This is a genomic window from Chryseobacterium gotjawalense, from assembly GCF_030012525.1.
GTDB classification, from domain to species: Bacteria; Bacteroidota; Bacteroidia; order Flavobacteriales; family Weeksellaceae; genus Kaistella; species Kaistella gotjawalense.
Genome location: NZ_CP124855.1, coordinates 1,989,615 through 2,008,970, shown reverse-complemented (window position 1 = coordinate 2,008,970; position 19,356 = coordinate 1,989,615). Strand labels below are relative to the sequence as shown.

At 37.2% G+C, this 19,356-nt stretch carries 17 protein-coding genes; 5 read left to right on the top strand and 12 right to left on the bottom strand.

All coding sequences use genetic code 11. The features are described from left to right. Nucleotides 1–120 precede the first annotated feature (120 nt). From panB to QGN23_RS09085, 3 genes are read left to right on the top strand one after another with little or no spacing between them, the layout of a single operon-like run. Complete coding sequence (panB, locus tag QGN23_RS09095) at nt 121–936, top strand: 3-methyl-2-oxobutanoate hydroxymethyltransferase (protein WP_282904012.1); 816 nt, start codon at nt 121–123, stop codon at nt 934–936. Then, the gene (locus QGN23_RS09090; RefSeq protein ID WP_282904011.1) at nt 917–1,765 is read left to right on the top strand and encodes a carboxylesterase family protein; all 849 of its coding nucleotides are present in this window, start codon (nt 917–919) and stop codon (nt 1,763–1,765) included. Before panB ends, QGN23_RS09090 begins: the two co-directional genes overlap by 20 nt. A 3-nt stretch (nt 1,766–1,768) precedes the next feature. Next, a complete protein-coding gene (locus QGN23_RS09085; RefSeq protein ID WP_282904010.1) occupies nt 1,769–2,101 on the top strand; it encodes a hypothetical protein in 333 nt (110 codons plus the stop codon). Nucleotides 2,102–2,174: 73 nt separating this feature from the next. Here QGN23_RS09085 and QGN23_RS09080 read toward each other — a convergent pair whose 3' ends face one another. The 9 genes from QGN23_RS09080 to QGN23_RS09040 form a co-directional block, all read right to left on the bottom strand. Continuing rightward, nucleotides 2,175–2,633, bottom strand: a complete 459-nt coding sequence (locus tag QGN23_RS09080) for a heme-binding domain-containing protein (protein WP_282904009.1) — start codon at nt 2,631–2,633, stop codon at nt 2,175–2,177. Next, a complete protein-coding gene (locus QGN23_RS09075; RefSeq protein WP_282904008.1) occupies nt 2,630–4,336 on the bottom strand; it encodes an Ig-like domain-containing domain in 1,707 nt (568 codons plus the stop codon). Before QGN23_RS09075 ends, QGN23_RS09080 begins: the two co-directional genes overlap by 4 nt. A 28-nt stretch (nt 4,337–4,364) precedes the next feature. After that, on the bottom strand, nt 4,365–5,624 hold the full coding sequence (locus tag QGN23_RS09070) for a serine hydrolase domain-containing protein (RefSeq protein WP_282904007.1): 1,260 nt from the start codon (nt 5,622–5,624) through the stop codon (nt 4,365–4,367). A gap of 80 nt (nt 5,625–5,704) precedes the next feature. Further along, the gene (locus QGN23_RS09065) at nt 5,705–6,640 is read right to left on the bottom strand and encodes a 2-hydroxyacid dehydrogenase (RefSeq protein WP_282904006.1); all 936 of its coding nucleotides are present in this window, start codon (nt 6,638–6,640) and stop codon (nt 5,705–5,707) included. A 104-nt stretch (nt 6,641–6,744) separates the two neighbouring features. After that, nucleotides 6,745–7,257, bottom strand: a complete 513-nt coding sequence (locus QGN23_RS09060) for an acyl-CoA thioesterase (RefSeq protein WP_282904005.1) — start codon at nt 7,255–7,257, stop codon at nt 6,745–6,747. Further along, nucleotides 7,224–7,988: an HU domain-containing protein gene (locus QGN23_RS09055; RefSeq protein ID WP_282904004.1), complete on the bottom strand. Its 765-nt coding sequence runs from the start codon at nt 7,986–7,988 to the stop codon at nt 7,224–7,226. The genes QGN23_RS09060 and QGN23_RS09055 overlap by 34 nt, the downstream gene beginning before the upstream one ends. Before the next feature lie 118 nt (nt 7,989–8,106). Further along, complete coding sequence (locus tag QGN23_RS09050; protein ID WP_282904003.1) at nt 8,107–10,224, bottom strand: TonB-dependent receptor; 2,118 nt, start codon at nt 10,222–10,224, stop codon at nt 8,107–8,109. Nucleotides 10,225–10,445: 221 nt separating this feature from the next. Then, nucleotides 10,446–11,204 carry a WG repeat-containing protein gene (locus QGN23_RS09045; protein ID WP_282904002.1) on the bottom strand — a complete coding sequence of 253 codons (759 nt, stop codon included), beginning with the start codon at nt 11,202–11,204 and terminating at the stop codon, nt 10,446–10,448. A 33-nt stretch (nt 11,205–11,237) separates the two neighbouring features. Then, nucleotides 11,238–11,612, bottom strand: a complete 375-nt coding sequence (locus QGN23_RS09040; RefSeq protein WP_282904001.1) for a DUF2752 domain-containing protein — start codon at nt 11,610–11,612, stop codon at nt 11,238–11,240. 780 nt (nt 11,613–12,392) lie between these two features. Here QGN23_RS09040 and QGN23_RS09035 point away from each other — a divergent pair. Together QGN23_RS09035 and QGN23_RS09030 are read left to right on the top strand one after the other, a co-directional pair. Continuing rightward, nucleotides 12,393–14,669 (top strand): aconitate hydratase, encoded by a 2,277-nt coding sequence (locus QGN23_RS09035; protein WP_282904000.1) that lies wholly within the window; start codon nt 12,393–12,395, stop codon nt 14,667–14,669. Between the two features lie 124 nt (nt 14,670–14,793). Next, nucleotides 14,794–16,986 (top strand): outer membrane beta-barrel protein, encoded by a 2,193-nt coding sequence (locus tag QGN23_RS09030; RefSeq protein WP_282903999.1) that lies wholly within the window; start codon nt 14,794–14,796, stop codon nt 16,984–16,986. A gap of 187 nt (nt 16,987–17,173) precedes the next feature. On the opposite strand, the gene QGN23_RS09025 is transcribed toward QGN23_RS09030, so the two are convergent. The 3 genes from QGN23_RS09025 to xerD form a co-directional block, all read right to left on the bottom strand. Further along, nucleotides 17,174–17,851 (bottom strand): RluA family pseudouridine synthase, encoded by a 678-nt coding sequence (locus QGN23_RS09025; RefSeq protein WP_282903998.1) that lies wholly within the window; start codon nt 17,849–17,851, stop codon nt 17,174–17,176. Between the two features lie 69 nt (nt 17,852–17,920). Beyond that, nucleotides 17,921–18,433 carry an NUDIX hydrolase gene (locus QGN23_RS09020; RefSeq protein ID WP_282903997.1) on the bottom strand — a complete coding sequence of 171 codons (513 nt, stop codon included), beginning with the start codon at nt 18,431–18,433 and terminating at the stop codon, nt 17,921–17,923. Beyond that, complete coding sequence (xerD, locus tag QGN23_RS09015; RefSeq protein WP_282903996.1) at nt 18,430–19,338, bottom strand: site-specific tyrosine recombinase XerD; 909 nt, start codon at nt 19,336–19,338, stop codon at nt 18,430–18,432. The genes QGN23_RS09020 and xerD overlap by 4 nt, the downstream gene beginning before the upstream one ends. Between the last annotated feature and the right edge of the window lie 18 nt (nt 19,339–19,356).

The window sequence follows — 19,356 nt, the reverse complement described above, 5'->3', positions numbered from 1 at the left end:
AATGAATTTATTTTCAATATTTTAAATCGGTCTCTCAGTATCGGTCAACCATCGTCACATTATCATATCACCACATTAACATATCATCACCTCATCCTCAACCCATTATCACATACAATTATGTCTGTACATTCAGAAATAAAAAAAATCACCACCGAGACTTTGCGAAAAATGAAATTCGACAAAGAGAAGATCACCATGCTTACCGCATACGATTTCACGACTGCTAAAATGGTGGATGCCGGTGGAATTGATGCAATCCTCATCGGAGATTCTGCAGCCAACGTGATGGCCGGACATGAAACAACACTTCCCATCACGATGGATCAGATGATTTATCATACCCAATGTGTGGTTCGTGGCGTAGACCGTGCTTTGATCGTAGCAGATCTGCCTTTTGGTTCTTACCAGAGTAATTCTGAGAAAGCCCTGGAATCTGCTGTTAGAATGATGAAAGAAGGAGGTGCGCATTCAGTGAAAATTGAAGGGGGAAAAGAAATTGAAGAATCGATTACTAAAATTATTAACGCCGGAATTCCTGTAATGGGACATTTGGGTCTTACGCCGCAGTCGATCTATCAGTTTGGAACGTATAAAGTGAGAGCAAAAGAAGATGCAGAGGCTGAGAAATTAATGAGCGATGCGAAGTTGCTCGAAGAATTAGGTTGCTTTGCGTTGGTTCTGGAAAAGATTCCGGCTGATCTTGCAAAAAGAGTTTCAGAAAGCATTTCAATTCCAACAATTGGAATCGGAGCAGGCGCAGGATGTGACGGGCAGGTTCTTGTTTATCACGATATGGTCGGTATGAACAAGGGTTTTTCGCCAAAATTCTTAAGAAGATATCTTGATTTATATACCGAAATTACGGGCGCAGTTTCCAGTTTTGTGAAAGATGTAAAAACCGGGGATTTTCCTAATGAAAACGAAAGTTATTAAGTTCGCTTTTTTACTCATTTTATTCTGCCTTTTTCAATGCTGTATTTCGCAAAAAACACAGTTTGGAACAAAGACAGAAATTCGCGGTTCTAAAGATTCAGCCCAAAGTATAGGTAGAATTTCATTTATTAAAAGTTTAGATGATTCTGAATTTAAAGAAGGCCAGTTCAGCAATGGAAAAGAATCCTTAAAATACAGAATGCTAAGCCCGGAAAAAATAAAGTTGGAAAAAAAACATCCGCTGATCGTGGTTTTTCATGGCTCCGGCGCAATTGGTACCGACAACAAATCTCAAATGGGAATTTTGTCTAAAATGTGGCTGCTGCCGGAAAACAGAAAGAGATATCCGTCGTTTGTTTTGTCTCCTCAATTTCCAGTCCGTTCTTCCAATTATCACCTGGATGAAAAACTGGGAGTTCCTGTTTCGGAATCGAATGAATATTTGGATCTTCTTTTAAAATCCATCGATTCATTATCAAATTCAAACAATATCGACCGGTCCCGAATTTACGTGATGGGATTTTCAATGGGCGGAGCGACAACTTCGAATGCGATTTCTAAAAGACCGGATCTGTTTGCGGCAGCAATTAATATTTCGGGAATTTCACAATTTGACAATAATGAAAAACTTTTTAGAACACCGATATGGCTTGTTCATGGAAGTTTAGACACGGATAATTTTCCTCACAGTAATTTAAAATTTTACGAAGAGATGAAGGAAAAAGGACAGGTTCTTTTTTGGGAATTCAAAGACAAATATCATAATAATATATTATCTGCGAAACTCGTAGATGCAATGCCACAATGGCTTTTTAATCAGAAAAAATAAACAATGAAAACAAATACAACAACCATTCAGGGAATTTTATCGATCGGTGCTTTAGTTTGTATCCTGGTCGGATTTTTCAATCTTCTTTCACCGGAAATCAATGAATTTCTATACCAGAAATTATTTTACATTTTAATTGGTGCAAGTTTCTTTGTACAGGCTCCGACATTAACCAACAAAAACTTTCTCTATCCGATGTACGCTGCGGCGGGACTTTGCATCATTGGAGCTTTTATCCCGGCTGATTCGCAGTTCGCAGCGATGAAAACGGTTGGTCTTTTCGCTGGTGTTTTAATGTCGATTTTCAGCAGACCAAGAGCGCCGAGACAACAGTAAGCTGATTTCATTTAAAATGGAATTTAAAAAGGACTGATGCAATTGCGTCAGTCCTTTTTACGGTAAAGAAAATCTAGTAATTTTCTGTGTTTAAAATATTTTCAAAGTAATCGATGAGCAGTGTTCTTTCTGCTTTGTTAAGATTTGCTCCCGGATGTTGGGCGATATAACCAGGCATTGGCATGCTGTACACTTTCAGTGCATTAACTGTTTTTTTAAGCATGTCTTTTTTCAAGTCCCGGTTGAAGTTTCCCCATTCAGAAAGATTCAGATAGGTTCTCCCCTCATTCACATGATGTTTTACAGACCAGGAAATCGGTGCGATATAAGCGTATTTAGGATAAACGGTTTCATTGCTGTGGCAGTCGTAACAAGCTGTTTTCAGGAGTTGCTGTACGTTTTTCGGCGTGTTGTAAACCTTTACAAAATCTACTTTTGAATCCACGGGTTTATTGGTTCTGTCAATCGGAATAAACTGTATCAATGCGATAACAATCAGAAACCAATAAAGGATGTTTAAAAAAGTTTTCATTTCGGGCTTGTTATTATTAGAGGTTCTTTGGCTTTAATACTCTTTGGCTTTTCAACGTCTTTTGTGGTTTCTTTTAAAGCATCTTTTGTATTTTCTTTTAAAAGATCCCAGGTTTCACGAATTTCCCAAAGTGGCCTCACCTCTATTTTTTTATCGAAAATATAAACAGGTTCTGCAAAAATGTCTTTTGCAAAATCTGCGGCGTCCCAAAGACCATTTTCATTTTCATCAACTAAAATGCGGAGTTCGTATTTCCCAGGTTTCAGCGACTTGAAATTTATCTGCTTTTCAGTTCCGTATTTTGAATAGGAAACTGCTCCGCTTTCATTGATCAGTTGAATCCAGAATTTCTGCTCAGGTGCGTTTTCTAAAGTAACCGAAAGTTCACCATAGTTTTCAATTTTATCAGATTCAAATTCAAAACGGTATGTTTTTTTAATGGTTTCATAAAACGAAGACAGGGTCTCCTTTGGAATGGTAAGTGAATATTTTTTACCTTCTTTAAAGTTAGATTTAATATGAATTTCAAAAGGATTCTTTTCAGAGATTTCTGCGGTAAAATCCTGTTTAATACTATCAGAAACCAACGACCATTTTTCGGGTTGAATTTTATCTGCGAAATAATTAGAAGTGATCACAAAATCCTGTTGAGGAGGAAGTAAATTTCCGCGGTTATTGGCAATCGACATTTCATTCTTCGTATTTAAATGGTAGAAAAGCGAAACGCTGTCTTTTTTAACGCCGTTATCATAACTGAATTTCAGATTTTCATTGGTCGTTATTCCGATGTTTTGTGCAGCCGCGTCAAACCAAATCATTGCCGAATCTGATTTTGGCAAATGGGTAACTTTATAATTTTTCAGTTTTTCGTTTAATGAAATGATTTTCACATGATCAGGCTGTCCTTCGAAAGTCATCAAAACTCCACCCGGAACTTCTTTCATTTCCATATATTTCAATGGTTTTTTTGAAGGATAAAGATTGATTTTTAAACCGGAAATACTTTTATCTAAAGTAATTTTGTCTTTTAAGAAACCTACCTTTTCTTTTCCGATATCATATACTGAATTGGAGTTGCTGTCTTCAAAAGCTAAAACCCGGTAATTTCCTGGTGCTAAATAGTTGAGTTCAAAGTAGCCGTCCGGATCTGCTTTCGTGATATAATAAGGTTTTTGGCGGTAATCCATCGAATCCTTTTCCTGATAAAGTCCGACGACCAAACTTCCTTCTTCTGCTTTTTTATCTTTATCATTAAAGAGGGTTTTCAGCTCGCCACTGATGTAAAGACTGTCTATTTTAGAACCCGTAGAAAATGCAAAATTATAATAACCGAGAGGATTTCCTTCATTATTATCCACAATCGCGTTTCCGAAATTGAAGTTATAAGTGGTGTTTTCTTTTAAAGTATCTGCCCATTTGATCAGCAGAAATTTATTAGCCATTCCCGAAGGCAGAATTTTGGTAATGTGTTTTAATGGCGGCGAAATAATCAGTTGTTTGTTGATGTCTTTCAGGGTAATGTATTCATCAAAATCGATTCTGAGTTCCCTGATATCGCGTGGGACATTCACTCTCGGACTGTCGATATTGCTTCCGGTAACTTTTGGCGGGATGCTGTCTTTTGCTCCTCCAACCGGCGAGCCGACTCTTGCGCAGGAGTTTAGTAGAAGACTGATGAAAACCAGAAAGAATAATCTTTTCATGAAAGGAATTTGTACAAAATTAAGAAATTTATTCACTGTAGCTGTCATTCGCCTGATTCTGTTTCAGCGTATCGGTTTCATTCAGCATTTTCTGGATTTTTTCCTTTTCATAAGGCAGGTTTTCAAACAACCCAGACAGCGCCAATGCCGAATAAACCCGCGTAGAATATTTGTTGCCAATTGCGATAATGGTCACTTTGGATTTCAATAAATGGGCAAATACAGAATTAGTTCCGTGCCACCAGCCGTTGTGATAGGTGAGTTTTTCATTATTATTAAATATTTTCATGCGGAAACCTAAGCCGTAATTATTGATTCCGGGACGTTCGTTGCTGTAAGGTTCAAAAATTTTTTCTTTTAAATCGGCGCTCAGGAAATCTTTTGAATAAAGGGCTTTTGAAAAATTCAATAAATCTCTTGGTGTGGTGTAAACATTTTTGTCACCGTAAATTAAATCAAGTTGATCGTATGGATAAACTTTTGGACCTCTTTGATAAAAAGATTTCGCAGCAGTTACAGTATCTTTTTCCTGAAAGATATACGAGTTTTTCATTTTTAAAGGGCGAAATATCATTTGTTTCATCGCCTCGGGGAATGTTTTTCCGGTCACTTTTTCGATGATTAAAGCCAGCAGAGCGTAATTAGTGTTACAATACATAAAACCCGTATCTGTATTCCTTGCAAGTTCCGGCTGGTATTGAATCAGCATATTTAAAATATCCTGATTGGTCAGGAATTTTTTTGAAAGTTCTGCCGGTGCCGGTTTTATTTTATCAACGAAGTGTTCGTATTTTGGTAAACCACTTCTTTGACTTAAAAGCGTGAAAACGGTCACTTTCGGATAAGGAAATTTTGGAAAATATTTGGTTAAAGGATCCTCCAGTTTAATTTTACCGGCTTCCACTAATTTTAAGGTTGCCATTGCGGTAAGCGTTTTCGAAATCGAAGCAACATGCAGGGCGACGGTATCGTTAATCGGTTCCTGGTGTTTGTCCTGAGCAAAACCGCGGTAATTTTCGTACAGAATTTCGTCACCTTTGGCAACGATAAATCCGCCCCACAAATCTCCTTTTTCCCAAACATTTTTATAGTAACGGTTGAGTACAGCAGTAATCGAATCTTTGTTCTCTAACTTACGGTCTTTGCGGGTAAAAACATCGTCTAAATCGACATTTCCGTAATTGGGTAAACTGGTTTTGATTTGCGCTTCTTCAGAACTTTCTTTTTTACAGGAGAATAAAACAAGGGTAATTAAAAGAAGGAAAAGGAAGGATTTGGAAAATTTCATTAAAAAAGTTTTGGCTTAAAAATCTCCGCAATATAGGGGATTTTCGTAAAAACAAATAAGACCGAAGTCATAAAGATTTGTTAATGCCCGGAAAACTGAGCCAAAATCTTATCTACAATAACTTGTGCCAGTTTTTGTTTGCTTTGAACCGTCCAACCTGCAATATGAGGCGTCACAATTGCTTTTTCGGATTGGAGCAGAAACTGTAAATCGTCGTTTTCAGTGTCCAGATTTTCGAAAGATGCTTTTTCAAACTCCAAAACATCCAGCGCGGCTCCTTTAACTTTACCGGATTTTAAAGCTTTTACTAAATCGTTCGTTTTTACATTTTTTCCTCTTGCCGTATTGATGAAATAGAAATCTTTTGCCATTTCCGAAATGAATTTCTCATCAATGATATAATGGGTTTCTTTCGTGATCGGAAGGTGAGTGCTAAGAATGTCTGCTTCTTTTTTTAATGTTTCTAAGGAAACCTGCGTTGCAAATTCGTCGCCGATATCGGGTAAAATATCATGAAATATAACGTTGCACCCAAATCCTGAAAACCTTTTTGCGACGGCTTTTCCCATATTTCCATAACCGATAAGACCGACTGTTTTTCCAAGGATTTCATCACCGCGGTTTTCTTCTCTTTTCCAGATTCCATTTTTTACTTCCAGAGAAGAAATAAATAATCTGTGCATTAAAATCAAAAGCATTCCCAAAACGTGTTCCGCAACCGAATCGCGGTTTCCTTCCGGTGAACTGATCAGTTGAATCCCTGATTTTTCCGCAAATTCCACATCGATGTTTTCCATTCCGGCACCGACTCTGGCAATGAATTTCAGATTTTTTGCATGTTCCAGAAAATTTTGATCAATGGGAATTCTGCTTCGGATAATAATTCCGTCGTAATGCCCAATTTTTTTTAAAACATCTTCATAAGCCGATGTAAAATCTTCTTCAAACAAAAATCCTTTTGCAGAAAGCTGTTCTGTAATTAAAGGATGGTTTTTATCGAGGAGCAGGATTTTCATTTTCTTGTGTTTTAGACAGAAATTTCACAAATTATTTACACGGAATACACTGTTTAAGTTTACGCTATTGTGCGTATTTATTGGTGTTAAAGTATTTGTATTTATCAACCAAACAGTTTCCGAAGTTCCACAGAATCTGCAGCTTTCATTCTTCCGGACAGAATTAGGGAAAGTTCCTTTCTGCGCAAGGCCGCATCAAATCTTTGAATTTCTTCTTCGGTTTCCGGGGTCATTTTCGGAATGGGAATAGGGCGGTTGAATTCATCTACAGCCACAAAAGTGTAAATTCCGGAATTGGTATGAATTTTCTTCTGATTGATCGGATCATCCAGCCAAACATCCACATAAATCTCCATGGAAGTTGAAAAAGCGCGGGAAACTTTCGATTCCAAAACCACGATTCCACCTTCTGGTATGGGTTTGTCAAAAGAGACGTGATTTACCGAAGCTGTTACCACACGTCTTTCGCAATGTCTCGCCGCAGAGATGGACGCACACCGGTCCATTTTTGCTAAAAGTTCGCCGCCGAAAAGATTCCGCAGGGAATTCGTTTCGTTTGGCAAAACGATATTGGTCATTATGGTTAGCGATTCTGATGCTGTTTTGGTTTTTTCCATTTAGAGTTTGAATAGGTTTTTGAACTCCATTTTTTAGCTGGAGTTTTTACAGGAGCAATTGCTTTTTGCAAAGAATCATTTTTTATAGAATCCGCAGCCATTTGAACTGTTTTAAGTGAATCTCTTTTTACAGTATCTATTTTAATGGGCGTTGCTTCTTTTTTTGTCGTCTCCTCTTTAAAAGATTTCTTACCGAAAATCATTTCTGGTTGGGTAACTCCGAAATAGGTTAAACCTAAAATACCGATGAGTAAAGGAGTAATCCAGAAAAATGATTTTTTTAATTGATAAGGATTGCCATTTTTCTTCGTGCTGTTCTTAATTTCTGAAATATTAATTTCTTCTAATCCGTAAAAATCGGCAGACAGATTTTCAGCTCTGTTTCCTGAAAAAATCATCTTGCTGTCTTCTAAGAAGAAAGTTCCTAAATGATCTACTTCTACTTTTTGGTCTCTGAGAAGTGTCGCGTTCCAATAATTAAGTTGCTTTTTAATTTCGATTTCAGCATCGATGAGCGGAATGTTTTTTTGCTTTGAAAGATATTGCGCGAAGTCATTTGTGTTTTCTGAAATATCTGTTTTGAATGCTATTTCTGTTCCCGGTGGCAAAATGTTTTTTCCCTCTTGATCCAGCACAGCGTTAATAGTGTGCAAATAAAAAGTTCCAAAACCAGGAATGGAAACATTACCTTGTTTTTTTAGATATTCGAGAAGATGTAAGGAGAAATTCATACTTGGCAAATTTATGTTTTTTGATTCATTTAATCAAAAATAAAAAAAGACTGCCCAAAAAGCAGTCTTCAATCAGGTAATTGCGAAAAAACATGAATAGTGTTTCGTTAACTTTTAATTATTGATATTTAATGCTCACGCCGAATAAGAAATTCGTTCCCGCTTGTGAAAAGTAAAAAGGATTCTGATCATAAACAAATCCATTATTCACATCTTTTTTATTGAAAATATTGTTCACTAATAATTTCAGATCAACTTCAGTTCTTTTTATATTTAAAGTATATTTCGCATTAAAATCGGTTAAGATATAATTATTTAGTTTTAAATTTTCGTTGTTCGTGTTATCTAAGAACTGGCTTCCAACATATTGGTTTTGAAGTCCTAAGCTGAATTTTGATGTTGGTGAATAATTGACCAGGATATTGCCCATGAAATCTGGTGAAAAAGAAATGGGAGTATTTCCTAAACTTTCAAATCCTGTATCAGTTTCATTTTTAAAGTCTTTGTTTTCATTTTTACTTAAAGTGAAATTCCCGGAAATAGTCCACTGTTGTGAAAGTTTTGCCAAAGCACCGACCTCGATTCCCATCCGGTAACTTTTCCCGGAATTCACGCGGATGAATTCACCGATATCATTGATCTGACCGTTTAAAACCAACTGATTCACATAATTCATGTAGTATAAATTGGTAGTAAAAGAAAAGTTTCCAATCGCTTTTTCGATTCCAGCTTCGAAATCGTGAAGTTTTTCAGGTTGGATTTCCGGATTGGCGAAAATGTCGTCCCGATTCGGTTCCCGATGGGCATGAGCGTAAGAAAAGAATAATTTTCCGGAATTGATTTTATAATTCAGGCCCATTTTCGGATTAAAGAATAACCAGTTTTTACTTAATTCGGCGCCTTCATTATCGCCTTGCTGAATGACTTCAGTGTCATAATTAATGTTTCTCAGCTGCAAATCTCCGTACAGTTCAAACTTGTTTAATTTCACAATTGCTTTTGCAAAACCAGCGAATTCGGTTTTTATTCCGTTATTTCTATAATATTCGTGTTCGAAGATTTCAGGAAAATAAACGCCGGAAACGTTTCCGAAATGCTTTCCGAAATATTGGTTTCCAACGATTCCGAAATTTAAGTCGAGATTTTCAAACTTTCCATACAGCGTAGAAACTCCGCCGTAAAAATCATTATCCAGCCATTTTTTACGGATGAAATCTGTTCTTTTAATGGTTTGATTATCAGTGATTAAGTCGGGTAAATTGTATTTCGAAAACTTCGCGTCCTGTTTGTAGTTTTCATAATATCCTTTTCCTTTGGTATAATGAAAAGTCGTCTCAAGATTCCAATGATTGTTAAAATTTTGTTCCCACAATAATTGGTAATGGTTTTGGCGGTAATTATCGGTTTCGTTGTCGTAAAACCCAACAATGTTTTCCCAGTTCGCATCATAAATTGCTCCGGAATAATTAAATTTCGGGTTGGTTTCCCAGGTTGCTTTGTCAATTCCGTTCCAGGCTTGGTAGGTTTTTTCTTTTCCGCCAAAAGCCATGAGTCTGATTTTGGTTTTCTTCTCTTCAAAAAGCGCAGTAAAATTGTAAGAATCCAGATTTGAAAAAGCGCGGTCAATATAACCGTCAGAATGAATGGTGGTATACCTTCCCATTACTGATAACCGGTCTTTCCAGAATTTTCCGCTTCCCACTTCTGCAGAATATTTATAGGTATTAAAAGATCCGTATGAATCATCAGATTTTACATAAAACTGTTCTTCGGGACTTTTGGTAATCACATTGACGCTCGCCCCAAAAGCAGAAACTCCATTTGAAGAAGTCCCGACGCCGCGCTGAATGACGATTTGAGAGGCGGAACTCGTTAAATCTCCAACATTTACAAAAAAGGTTCCCTGAGATTCCGAATCATTGTACGGAACACCGTTCAGCATTACATTGATTGCGGTTCCGCCAACACCACGAATTCTAAATCCGGTATAACCAACGCCGTTTCCGGCATCGGAAGTCGAAATCACAGACATTTGGTTTTTCAGTAAAATCGGTAAATCCTGACCAAGATTTTTTTGTCCCAGATCTTTTTCAACGTTGATGATTTCTTTGGTGACGGGCAGCCGTTTTAGAAAGTTGATACTTTCAATTTCCTTCGTTTTGAGGGAATCCTGCACGGTATTTTGTGCAAAGTAAAATGGACCTGCGAGAAGTCCTAAAAAAATAAATCCTTTCATTCTTTTAATTTTTAAGATTAATTGAATAAAAGGGGCGACTTGCAATGTGCTAATGAGTTAATTTGAAAATATGATGATGTCAAAATCAGTAAATCATCGAATTGTTAAATCAGCTCATCAGCTTTCCCTAAACAGCATTATCTGTTCCAGGTTCATTGGGTATAATCTCAGCTTTTCACAGCACCCCTTTAATTTCTGGGTGTAAACTTACAACTATTTTCTTAATATGCCTTGTTGGCAATATCAATAAAGAAGTAATTTTCGCCGTCTTTGGTCACTTCAAACAAACGGCCGAGTTTCCAGCTGTAGTTTCTTTTGATGTCTTCATATTCAAACGGAATAATGACTTTTCCGGTAACGTCGATAATTCCGAACTGATCATTTTTCACGGCGATGATCATCGGGTTTTTCAGATCATCTCCTTCCAGAATATGAAGGTATTGAAACTGGGGGTAAATGGTGAAGTGCCGGTAATCTGAAGCATCGTGGAATTTGGAATCTTCGATAATTCCGTAAGCTTTATTTAAAATATAGGCATGGAATAACTGCGCTTTAAATTGTTGAGGGCAAATCCCTAAATCCTCCTCTTTAAAGCGATACACTCTTTTTCCGGATTGATCCATTCTGTAATCTTCTCCGTCGAGCCTTACGGAAGCGTACTCTTTCGAACCGAATTTCTGAACTTTACTGTTGGGGGAATTCAAAAGATTGCAGTCTTCGGTGAAAAACCCAACATTGCTGTAAACCGGTGCGATGATGATTTTGCCTTTCTGATTGATAAAACCGGATTTGCCTTCTTTTTTATAAGGAATAAGCGCCGGAATAGAATCGTTGATTTTTATGAGATCTGAATTAACTTTTGGAACTGTCGTTTTTTCAGCAACTGTTTTTTTAAGGTTTGCTTTTGTGTTAACCGATTTTTTCTGTGCAAAAACAACCGTTGAGAAGCTGAATAAAAGTAAAGTGAAAATATTTTTCATTATTAATTGGAAGTAATTTGCAAAAATAGGAATTTATAAATTCCGGAAAATGAAGAACAGGATTATCAACACTAAAACAATTAAAATCGCTTTCTGACCGTACAAAAACTGCCTGGTGTTGGGGAAGCGCTCTTTTAATTTGGTTTGATAAAACAATAAGCCCGTCAAGGCATAAGGTAAAGAAACGACGAGCAAAGGGTTGTAAGCAAAAGCATTTTTAAAGTTCAGGTGCAGTAATTCGTGAGTCGCTCTTTGCGCGCCACAACCGGGACAGCTTAATCCCGTCAAGCTTTTGAAAATACAGTTCGGGAATAGCTGATAATACGCAGGATTGTAAAAATAGTAGAGCAACCCCAGCAAGATTGCGAAGGTGAAATAAATACTGTTTTGAAGGTTTCTACTGACCACTACAATTTTTTAAATCAATTATGAACGGAAAAATACGTTCTTTTTTTGACAGTTGATTTTATTTTTAAAAATAATAAGAGCGGTTGAAATTTATTAAATATCAATTTTGTACCCGAAAAGTGAAACCATATAACTCCCGGATCATATTTTATTCTGCAAATTTTTCGTTTCTAAATCTATTTGTAATTTTATGTAAACAGGCTTTAAGTTTTTTTGTATCTTTACAACTGATCGACAGAAAGGATATTGTATTTTTTTTACTTTCTGTTAAATGTCTCTTTTTTACTTATTAATTTCTTCCAAAGTCTTTGCTGCAAGTGATCCGCGTAGGTTAACCCGTAGTTAACGCGTACTTTCGCCATAGACTCCAGTGGGACTGTTCAGCGTAGCTTTTACCTTCCTTTGGAACAGATCCCGTTATGATGTAATATTGTGATTAGTACACGAAAAAAAATCTATCGCCTATTCAAGATTCAACGAAGTTGGAAGTGATAAAATAAAAGTGTTCAAAAGCAATATGGATAAGGATTACGCTACTGTTGCTCACTATTTGTTTTTAACTTTTTTTGAATTGGACTTTTTAGTTCTTTTACGGTTTAAAATATGTTTTTTGAATTTTTGTTATGTGGGTCATGATACCGTATTAAAACATCAGGATGCTTTCGGAAATAGAAATAGAACATTATATTTATATTTATTCTAAATGAGATTAAAGGACTTATACTTAAAATAATTCGTATTTTTGACTTTCTAAAAAAAGATAATAAAAAACCAACAGATATGACTTTTGACATTGATATGATTAAGGAGGTGTATGCGCGTTATCCGGAAAGGATCGAAGCGGCTCGTAAAGCTGTGGGAAAACCGCTTACCCTTGCAGAGAAAATTCTTTATACCCATCTTTGGGAAGGCAGCGCAACGCAGGCGTACGAGCGTGGAAATTCTTACGTAGATTTCGCACCGGATCGAGTAGCAATGCAGGATGCGACCGCACAGATGGCGTTATTACAATTTATGCAAGCCGGAAAATCAAAAGTTGCTGTTCCTTCTACCGCACACGCTGATCACCTTATTCAGGCAAGAGTAGGTGCTGAAGCCGATTTACAGGATGGTATCAACAAAAACTCAGAAGTATTTAATTTCCTGAGTTCTGTTTGTGATAAATATGGTATTGGTTTTTGGAAACCAGGTGCTGGGATTATTCACCAGGTGGTTTTAGAAAACTATGCATTCCCGGGTGGAATGATGATTGGAACCGACTCACACACAGTAAATGCCGGTGGTTTGGGAATGGTGGCAATTGGTGTTGGTGGCGCAGATGCTGTTGACGTAATGGCTGGAATGGCTTGGGAACTGAAGATGCCGAAATTAATCGGTATCAAATTGACAGGAAAACTAAGCGGTTGGGCTTCCGCAAAAGATATTATTCTAAAAGTGGCCGGGATTCTTACCGTGAAAGGAGGAACAGGCTGTATCGTAGAATATTTCGGTGAAGGCGCCAACTCACTTTCTGCCACCGGAAAAGGAACGATCTGTAATATGGGTGCTGAAATTGGAGCAACCACTTCTACTTTCGGATATGATGATTCCATGAGAAGATATTTAGCTGCAACCGGAAGACAGGATGTCGTAGATGCTGCTGATGTAATCGCTGATCACTTAACCGGAGATGCTGAGGTTTATGCAAACCCTGAACTTTATTTTGACCAGGTTATCGAGATTAATCTGGATGAATTAACGCCACATTTAAACGGACCTTTCACACCGGACTTGGCAACACCTGTTGCTGAATTCCATGAAAAAGCTGTTGCAAACGGCTGGCCAATCGAAGTAGAATGGGCGCTGATCGGTTCATGTACCAACTCTTCTTATGAAGATTTATCAAGAGCGGCTTCTATCGTTGAAGATGCTTTTGCTAAAGGCGTTAAACCAAAAGCGATTTTAGGAATTAACCCAGGTTCTGAGCAAGTGAAATTCACTGCTGAGAGAGATGGTTTCCTGGATTCATTTAGAAAATTCGAAAACGCCAGAATCTTTACCAATGCCTGTGGACCATGTATCGGTCAGTGGGACAGAGAGGGTTCTGATAAAGGAGAGAAAAACTCGATCATCCATTCTTTCAACAGAAACTTCGCGAAAAGAGCAGATGGTAATCCAAATACGCACGCGTTTGTAGCTTCACCGGAAATGGTTGCTGCTGTTGCGATTGCAGGAAGATTAGATTTTAATCCGATTACAGATACTTTAACGAACCAGGCAGGTGAACAGATTAAATTAGACGAGCCGAAAGGTTTTGAATTACCGGAAAAAGGATTTGCGGTTGATGATAATGGTTATCAAGCTCCTTCAGAAGACGGTTCTTCCGTTCAGATTGCGGTAAGCCCGACTTCAGACAGGTTGCAATTATTAGAGCCTTTCCAGCCTTGGGATGGTCAAAATATTACCGGAGCCAAAGTTTTAATTAAAGCTTTCGGAAAATGTACAACCGACCATATTTCTATGGCGGGACCGTGGTTAAAATACCGTGGCCATTTAGATAATATTTCGAACAACATGTTGATTGGAGCAGTCAACGCTTACAATATGGAAACCAATACCGTGAAAAACAGTCTTACAGGCGAATACGGTGAAGTTCCTGCAGTAGCGAGAGCGTATAAAGCTGCGGGCGTTTCAACCATTGTAGTTGGTGATGAAAACTATGGTGAAGGGTCTTCCAGAGAACACGCTGCTATGGAGCCGAGACATCTTGGTGTAAAAGCTGTTTTGGTAAAATCTTTCGCGCGTATTCACGAAACGAATTTGAAGAAACAAGGAATGCTAGGTTTAACGTTTGCTGACAAAGCTGACTATGACAAATTCCAGGAAGATGATACGGTGAACTTCTTAGATTTAGAGCAGTTCGCGCCAGGAAAACCGTTAACTTTAGAATTGGTTCACGCCGACGGCACTAAAGATGTGGTGGTAACGAACCATACTTATAACGCTCAGCAAATCGATTGGTATAAAGCAGGATCTGCATTGAACCTGATCGCTGCTGAAGCTGCAAGAAATGCATAATTAGTTAAGATTACTTATAATAAACCGCTCAAGAAATTGGGCGGTTTTTTTATTTCGTGTTTTAAAATATAAATGATTGTAACTTTTCGGATATATCGTTGTCTAATTGAATAGAAACCTATTTATGACCAAAAAAATTACCGTTGCAGTTATTGCTTTATTGTTTTCCCAACTCTATTTTTCGCAGGAAAAAACGAATTCTCCTACCAAAGAAAAGGAAATAGAAGGCGTTGTTATCACCAAAACTAAAAAAGCCGTTGAACAAAAAGCAGACCGTACCATTTTTGATTTTTCAGAGCAGGAAAGTCTCAATACCGGGAGCGCGATGGAAGGAATTAAAAAACTTCCGGGTTTGGTTGCTACCGATATTGCCGGAATGATGTATCAGGGGAAAATGCTTGCGGTTTATCTGAACGGTCGGCCTTTAAATATTTCAAGTAACGATCTGACTTCTTTTCTGGAAGGAATGCCTGCGAACTCCATTGAAAGAATTGAAGTGATTACGCAGCCGGGTGCAGAATTTCCTGCTTCTTCTGGTGGTGCGATCATGAATATCATTACCAATAAAAACGCTAATAAATATTTAACTGCAACTTATTCTGGGAATTACGCCTTTACGAATGAGGAAAAATTCCGCAGCAGAACCAATAATTCTTTAAGTTTAAACGCCAGAAATAAATATTTCGGCTGGCAACTGAGAGTGGGTCAAAGCTACCGTGAAAGTGAAATGAACAGCAATCAGGATAACCTGGTTTTATCAAATACCGATAGAATTGCGCGCGGAACTTTCGCAAAAGCGGGTGTAACTTTCGATTTGGGCAATGATAAGTTATTATTGAATTATGACGTTTATAGTAACAATAATGATAATGTTACCTTAAGTGACGGTTCCTATTTGCTGTCGGGTAAGGTTTTAAATAAATATACGGCACTGGATGCGGCAAAAACGAATTCACTTCGTCAGGAAGCTGTTATCAGTTATCAAAAAAGATTTGATGATAAGAATAAAAAGTTAGATTTCCAGGCAGGATATACGCGGTCAAACAATGATTTCTATCAAGATAATATTTACAATAATTCAACTTCGTTTGGTAACCAAAGTTATGGAAGGGTGCTCGATAATACTTCTTTAATGCAGGTTTCCAACTTCAAAGTAGATTTTTCGCAGCCGGTTAAAATTTTAGATGAAGGGAAAGTGAGTTTCGGAGGTTTGTATGAAAATCAGATTTTCGATACCGAGAGTAAAGGAATTACCAATCTTGAATATCAAAGAAACACCGCTTCTACTTATCTGGAATTTCAGGCAAAATTGAAAAAATTTGATTTTACTTTAGGAACAAGAGCCGAGAATTATGACATTTCCGGAAAGACGAGATTTAATGATACTAATGGAATATTGCAGGAGGAAGATCTCATTCCTTTTAATAAATTCAAGCTGTTTCCGAATGCAAGTATTCAATATAATCTGATGAATCAGGTTTATCTGGCTTTGAATTATAACAAGAAAATCACCTTGCCGAGCATTTCTGCGCTGAACCCGAATAACAATACCTTTACAGGTCCCAATTCTACCATAACTGGAAATCCTTATTTGCAGCCAACGATCTATGATAATTTCGAAATTAAACTTTCGGCGTTTGATTACGCTTTTATCGGTTATAATGTTTCTTCGATTGACAATCAAGTAGCGCAACTGCTTTCCCGAAAAGGCGATGTTATCGAAAATCAGCAGGTAAATATTCCGAACATGAGAATTCATAATTTTAATGTCGGTATGCCGATTCCATTTATGATTTTCACTAAGCCTTTCGGTGAAATAATGAAGATGAATTTCAATCCTGATAAAATCAATTTTCTTTATGCGTATGCAGGTTATGTGAAGCATGAAATTAAAGAAATAGATCCGAAAGGAATGTGGGTTATAAATTTGATGGCGCAAGTAGTACTTCCTTCTCAAATTAAAATGACTGCGAATTATAATGTCTTATCGAAAAAAGCTGGCTACTATTATTTCGAGTCGGAAAAGCCATTTAATCAAAAATTTGATTTGACCTTCACAAAGAAATTCCTGAATGATAAACTAACTCTTTCGGTTTACGGAAATGATCTGTTCAATACGCAGGTAACTCAACTTCATTCCAGACCATTAGAAGGAGAAAGTGTTTTTCTTTATAATAAAACAGACACAAGAAACTTTGGTTTTTCTGTGAATTATAAAATTCCGACCAAAAATAAACTGGCAAAAGAAGATGCCAATATTTTAAAACAAAATAATCCGAATGACAGTAATGGTGGAGTTGTTCCGCCAGCTCAGTAAGGATTTTTTTACCGCAAAAGAAACAAAAGTATTGGTTTAATAAGGTAGCCAAAAGATGTCAAAAGTGATATAGAATGCCATTTTTGCAACCTGTTGAAGTTCTTTTTCATCAAGTTCCGAAGCGGATCAATTAGCGTCTTTTGTCCCTTTTGCGGTTAAAAAATTCAATGTTTTTTTAGATAATTTATTAATCTTCACAAGCTTTCCAAACCGGATCATTCTGAGGAACGGGCGCGGTGATGGATAGTTTTTCTAAAGTGACAGGATGAATGAATTCCAGCTTTCTCGCATGCAGATGAATGCCGCCATCGGGATTTGAACGTGCCGAACCGTATTTTAAATCGCCTTTAATTGGAACTCCAATTTTCGATAATTGTGCCCGGATCTGATGGTGACGACCGGTTTCCAAATCAACTTCCAGCAACAGAAAATTATCCAGCGTTTTAATGATTTCGTAATTCAGAATTGCTTGTTTTGCCCCTTCGGTCGCTTTTGGAAAAACGGTAGTTTTATTGTTCTTCTCGTTTTTCTGAAGATAATGAACCAGCCTTTGCTGTTGTGGAATCTCAGCTTTGGAAACAACTGCCCAATATGTTTTTTTGATTTCGCGGTTTTTCACCATTTGCGTTAAACGGGAAAGCGCTTTGGAAGTTTTGGCATAAATGACCAGTCCGGAAGTTGGGCGGTCGATCCGGTGAACCAGTCCCAGGAAAACATTTCCAGGTTTATGATCTCTTTTTTTAATGAAATCTTTAATTAATTCAAGCAAAGATAAATCGCCGGTTTTGTCGCCCTGAACGAGTTGCCCTGCTTTTTTATTGATGACTAAAAGATGATTGTCTTCGAAAACGATTTGTTCTTGCATAGTGGGAATTTACGAACAGCAAATTTACGCTAAAAAAACATCGGAACATCGAAGGAGAGAAATGGATAATTAAGAACTGATATATTTTTTGAAAAATGTTTTTTGAGAATCAAAAGCGATATCTTCGATATTTATTTGATTCTTTTTAATCCAAATTGTTTCAGAGATTTCTGATAATTCCAGTGTTAATTCTAATTTTTCCGGGACTTTATATTCGTAAAATAAGTCAATCGTATTATAAAGAATGTTTTTGTATTCATACGTATTTGGTAAACTTGCCAGATATTTTAATTGAGAAATATCAATTTTAATTTTCATTTCTTCAAACAGTTCACGAACGCAGGTCTCTTCGGCACTTTCTTTTGGATCTACAAATCCGCCGGCTAAATCGAGTTTCCCTTTTTTCGGTTCCTGATTTCTTCGGGTAAAAAGAATTTCTTCGCCATGTTTGATGATGACAGCCACTGCTCCTGCCACATTGTGAAACAGAACATAATCGCAATTAGAGCACGTCCATTTTGTTATGCCGTCCCAAATTAAATTTGGTTTCCCACACTTCGGGCAGTATTTTAAATCATTCATTCTGCTTTGTTTCTCGGATGATAATTAAGAATGACATCGCGTAATTCTTCATTTTTTAAATGGGTGTAGATCTCGGTTGTTGTAATACTTGAGTGGCCAAGCATTTCCTGAATGTAGCGCAAATCGGCGCCGTTTTGCAAGAGGTGGGTGGCAAAAGAATGACGGAAAGTGTGTGGTGAAATGCTTTTGCTGATTCCTGCTTTTTCAGTCAATTCTTTGATGATGATAAAGACAATTACTCTGGACATAGCGGATCCACGACTGTTCAGGAATACGATATCTTCATGTTTTTTATTGATTTTACCTTTGGACCGAACCGTATTTATATACTCTTTAATTGAGTTTGAGGTAAATTTTGCCAAAGGAACAAACCGTGATTTGTCTCCTTTTCCTTCAACTTTTAAATAAGATTCTTTAAAATTAATATTGGAGATTTTTAAATCGATGAGTTCAGAAACGCGCAAACCGCAACCGTAGAGAACTTCGATCATGCAGTGATTTCTTCGTCCCAAATCAGTGTTGGTATTGATGGCTCGAATGATTTTTTCTATATCCTCAAAACTCAAAGTATCGGGGAGATAAATTCCCAGTTTCGGCCCTTCCAGTAAAGTTGCGGGGTTGTCATCGCGTACTTCATCTTCGACCAGATATTTAAAGAAAGATTTAATGGACGAGATCCACCTTGCCTGACTTCTTTCACTGAATTTTTTTTTGGAAAGTTGATAAAGGTATTCCTGAATATTTTCGTAAGTGATGGTTAAAGGACCGGTGTTTTCAAGATCGAATTCTGCATAATCCTGGAGTTTTCTGATGTCCCGCATATAAGCGTCGACGGTATTGTCTGAAAAGTTTCTTTCAAATTTTAAAAAAGTTTCGAAGTCTTTAATTTTTTCATCCCAAGTCATCGTGATTTGTGTTTTTGT

Bases quoted from the DNA above. Each gene is read 5' to 3' on its own strand.
- QGN23_RS09090 (WP_282904011.1), top strand. From the start codon at position 917: ATGAAAACGAAAGTTATTAAGTTCGCTTTTTTACTCATTTTATTCTGC.
- panB (WP_282904012.1), top strand. From the start codon at position 121: ATGTCTGTACATTCAGAAATAAAAAAAATCACCACCGAGACTTTGCGA.
- QGN23_RS09050 (WP_282904003.1), bottom strand. From the start codon at position 10,224: ATGAAAGGATTTATTTTTTTAGGACTTCTCGCAGGTCCATTTTACTTT.
- QGN23_RS09025 (WP_282903998.1), bottom strand. From the start codon at position 17,851: ATGCAAGAACAAATCGTTTTCGAAGACAATCATCTTTTAGTCATCAAT.
- QGN23_RS09075 (WP_282904008.1), bottom strand. From the start codon at position 4,336: ATGAAAAGATTATTCTTTCTGGTTTTCATCAGTCTTCTACTAAACTCC.
- QGN23_RS09065 (WP_282904006.1), bottom strand. From the start codon at position 6,640: ATGAAAATCCTGCTCCTCGATAAAAACCATCCTTTAATTACAGAACAG.
- QGN23_RS09080 (WP_282904009.1), bottom strand. From the start codon at position 2,633: ATGAAAACTTTTTTAAACATCCTTTATTGGTTTCTGATTGTTATCGCA.
- QGN23_RS09055 (WP_282904004.1), bottom strand. From the start codon at position 7,988: ATGAATTTCTCCTTACATCTTCTCGAATATCTAAAAAAACAAGGTAAT.
- QGN23_RS09060 (WP_282904005.1), bottom strand. From the start codon at position 7,257: ATGGAAAAAACCAAAACAGCATCAGAATCGCTAACCATAATGACCAAT.
- QGN23_RS09045 (WP_282904002.1), bottom strand. From the start codon at position 11,204: ATGAAAAATATTTTCACTTTACTTTTATTCAGCTTCTCAACGGTTGTT.
- QGN23_RS09035 (WP_282904000.1), top strand. From the start codon at position 12,393: ATGACTTTTGACATTGATATGATTAAGGAGGTGTATGCGCGTTATCCG.
- QGN23_RS09085 (WP_282904010.1), top strand. From the start codon at position 1,769: ATGAAAACAAATACAACAACCATTCAGGGAATTTTATCGATCGGTGCT.
- xerD (WP_282903996.1), bottom strand. From the start codon at position 19,338: ATGACTTGGGATGAAAAAATTAAAGACTTCGAAACTTTTTTAAAATTT.
- QGN23_RS09070 (WP_282904007.1), bottom strand. From the start codon at position 5,624: ATGAAATTTTCCAAATCCTTCCTTTTCCTTCTTTTAATTACCCTTGTT.
- QGN23_RS09020 (WP_282903997.1), bottom strand. From the start codon at position 18,433: ATGAATGATTTAAAATACTGCCCGAAGTGTGGGAAACCAAATTTAATT.
- QGN23_RS09030 (WP_282903999.1), top strand. From the start codon at position 14,794: ATGACCAAAAAAATTACCGTTGCAGTTATTGCTTTATTGTTTTCCCAA.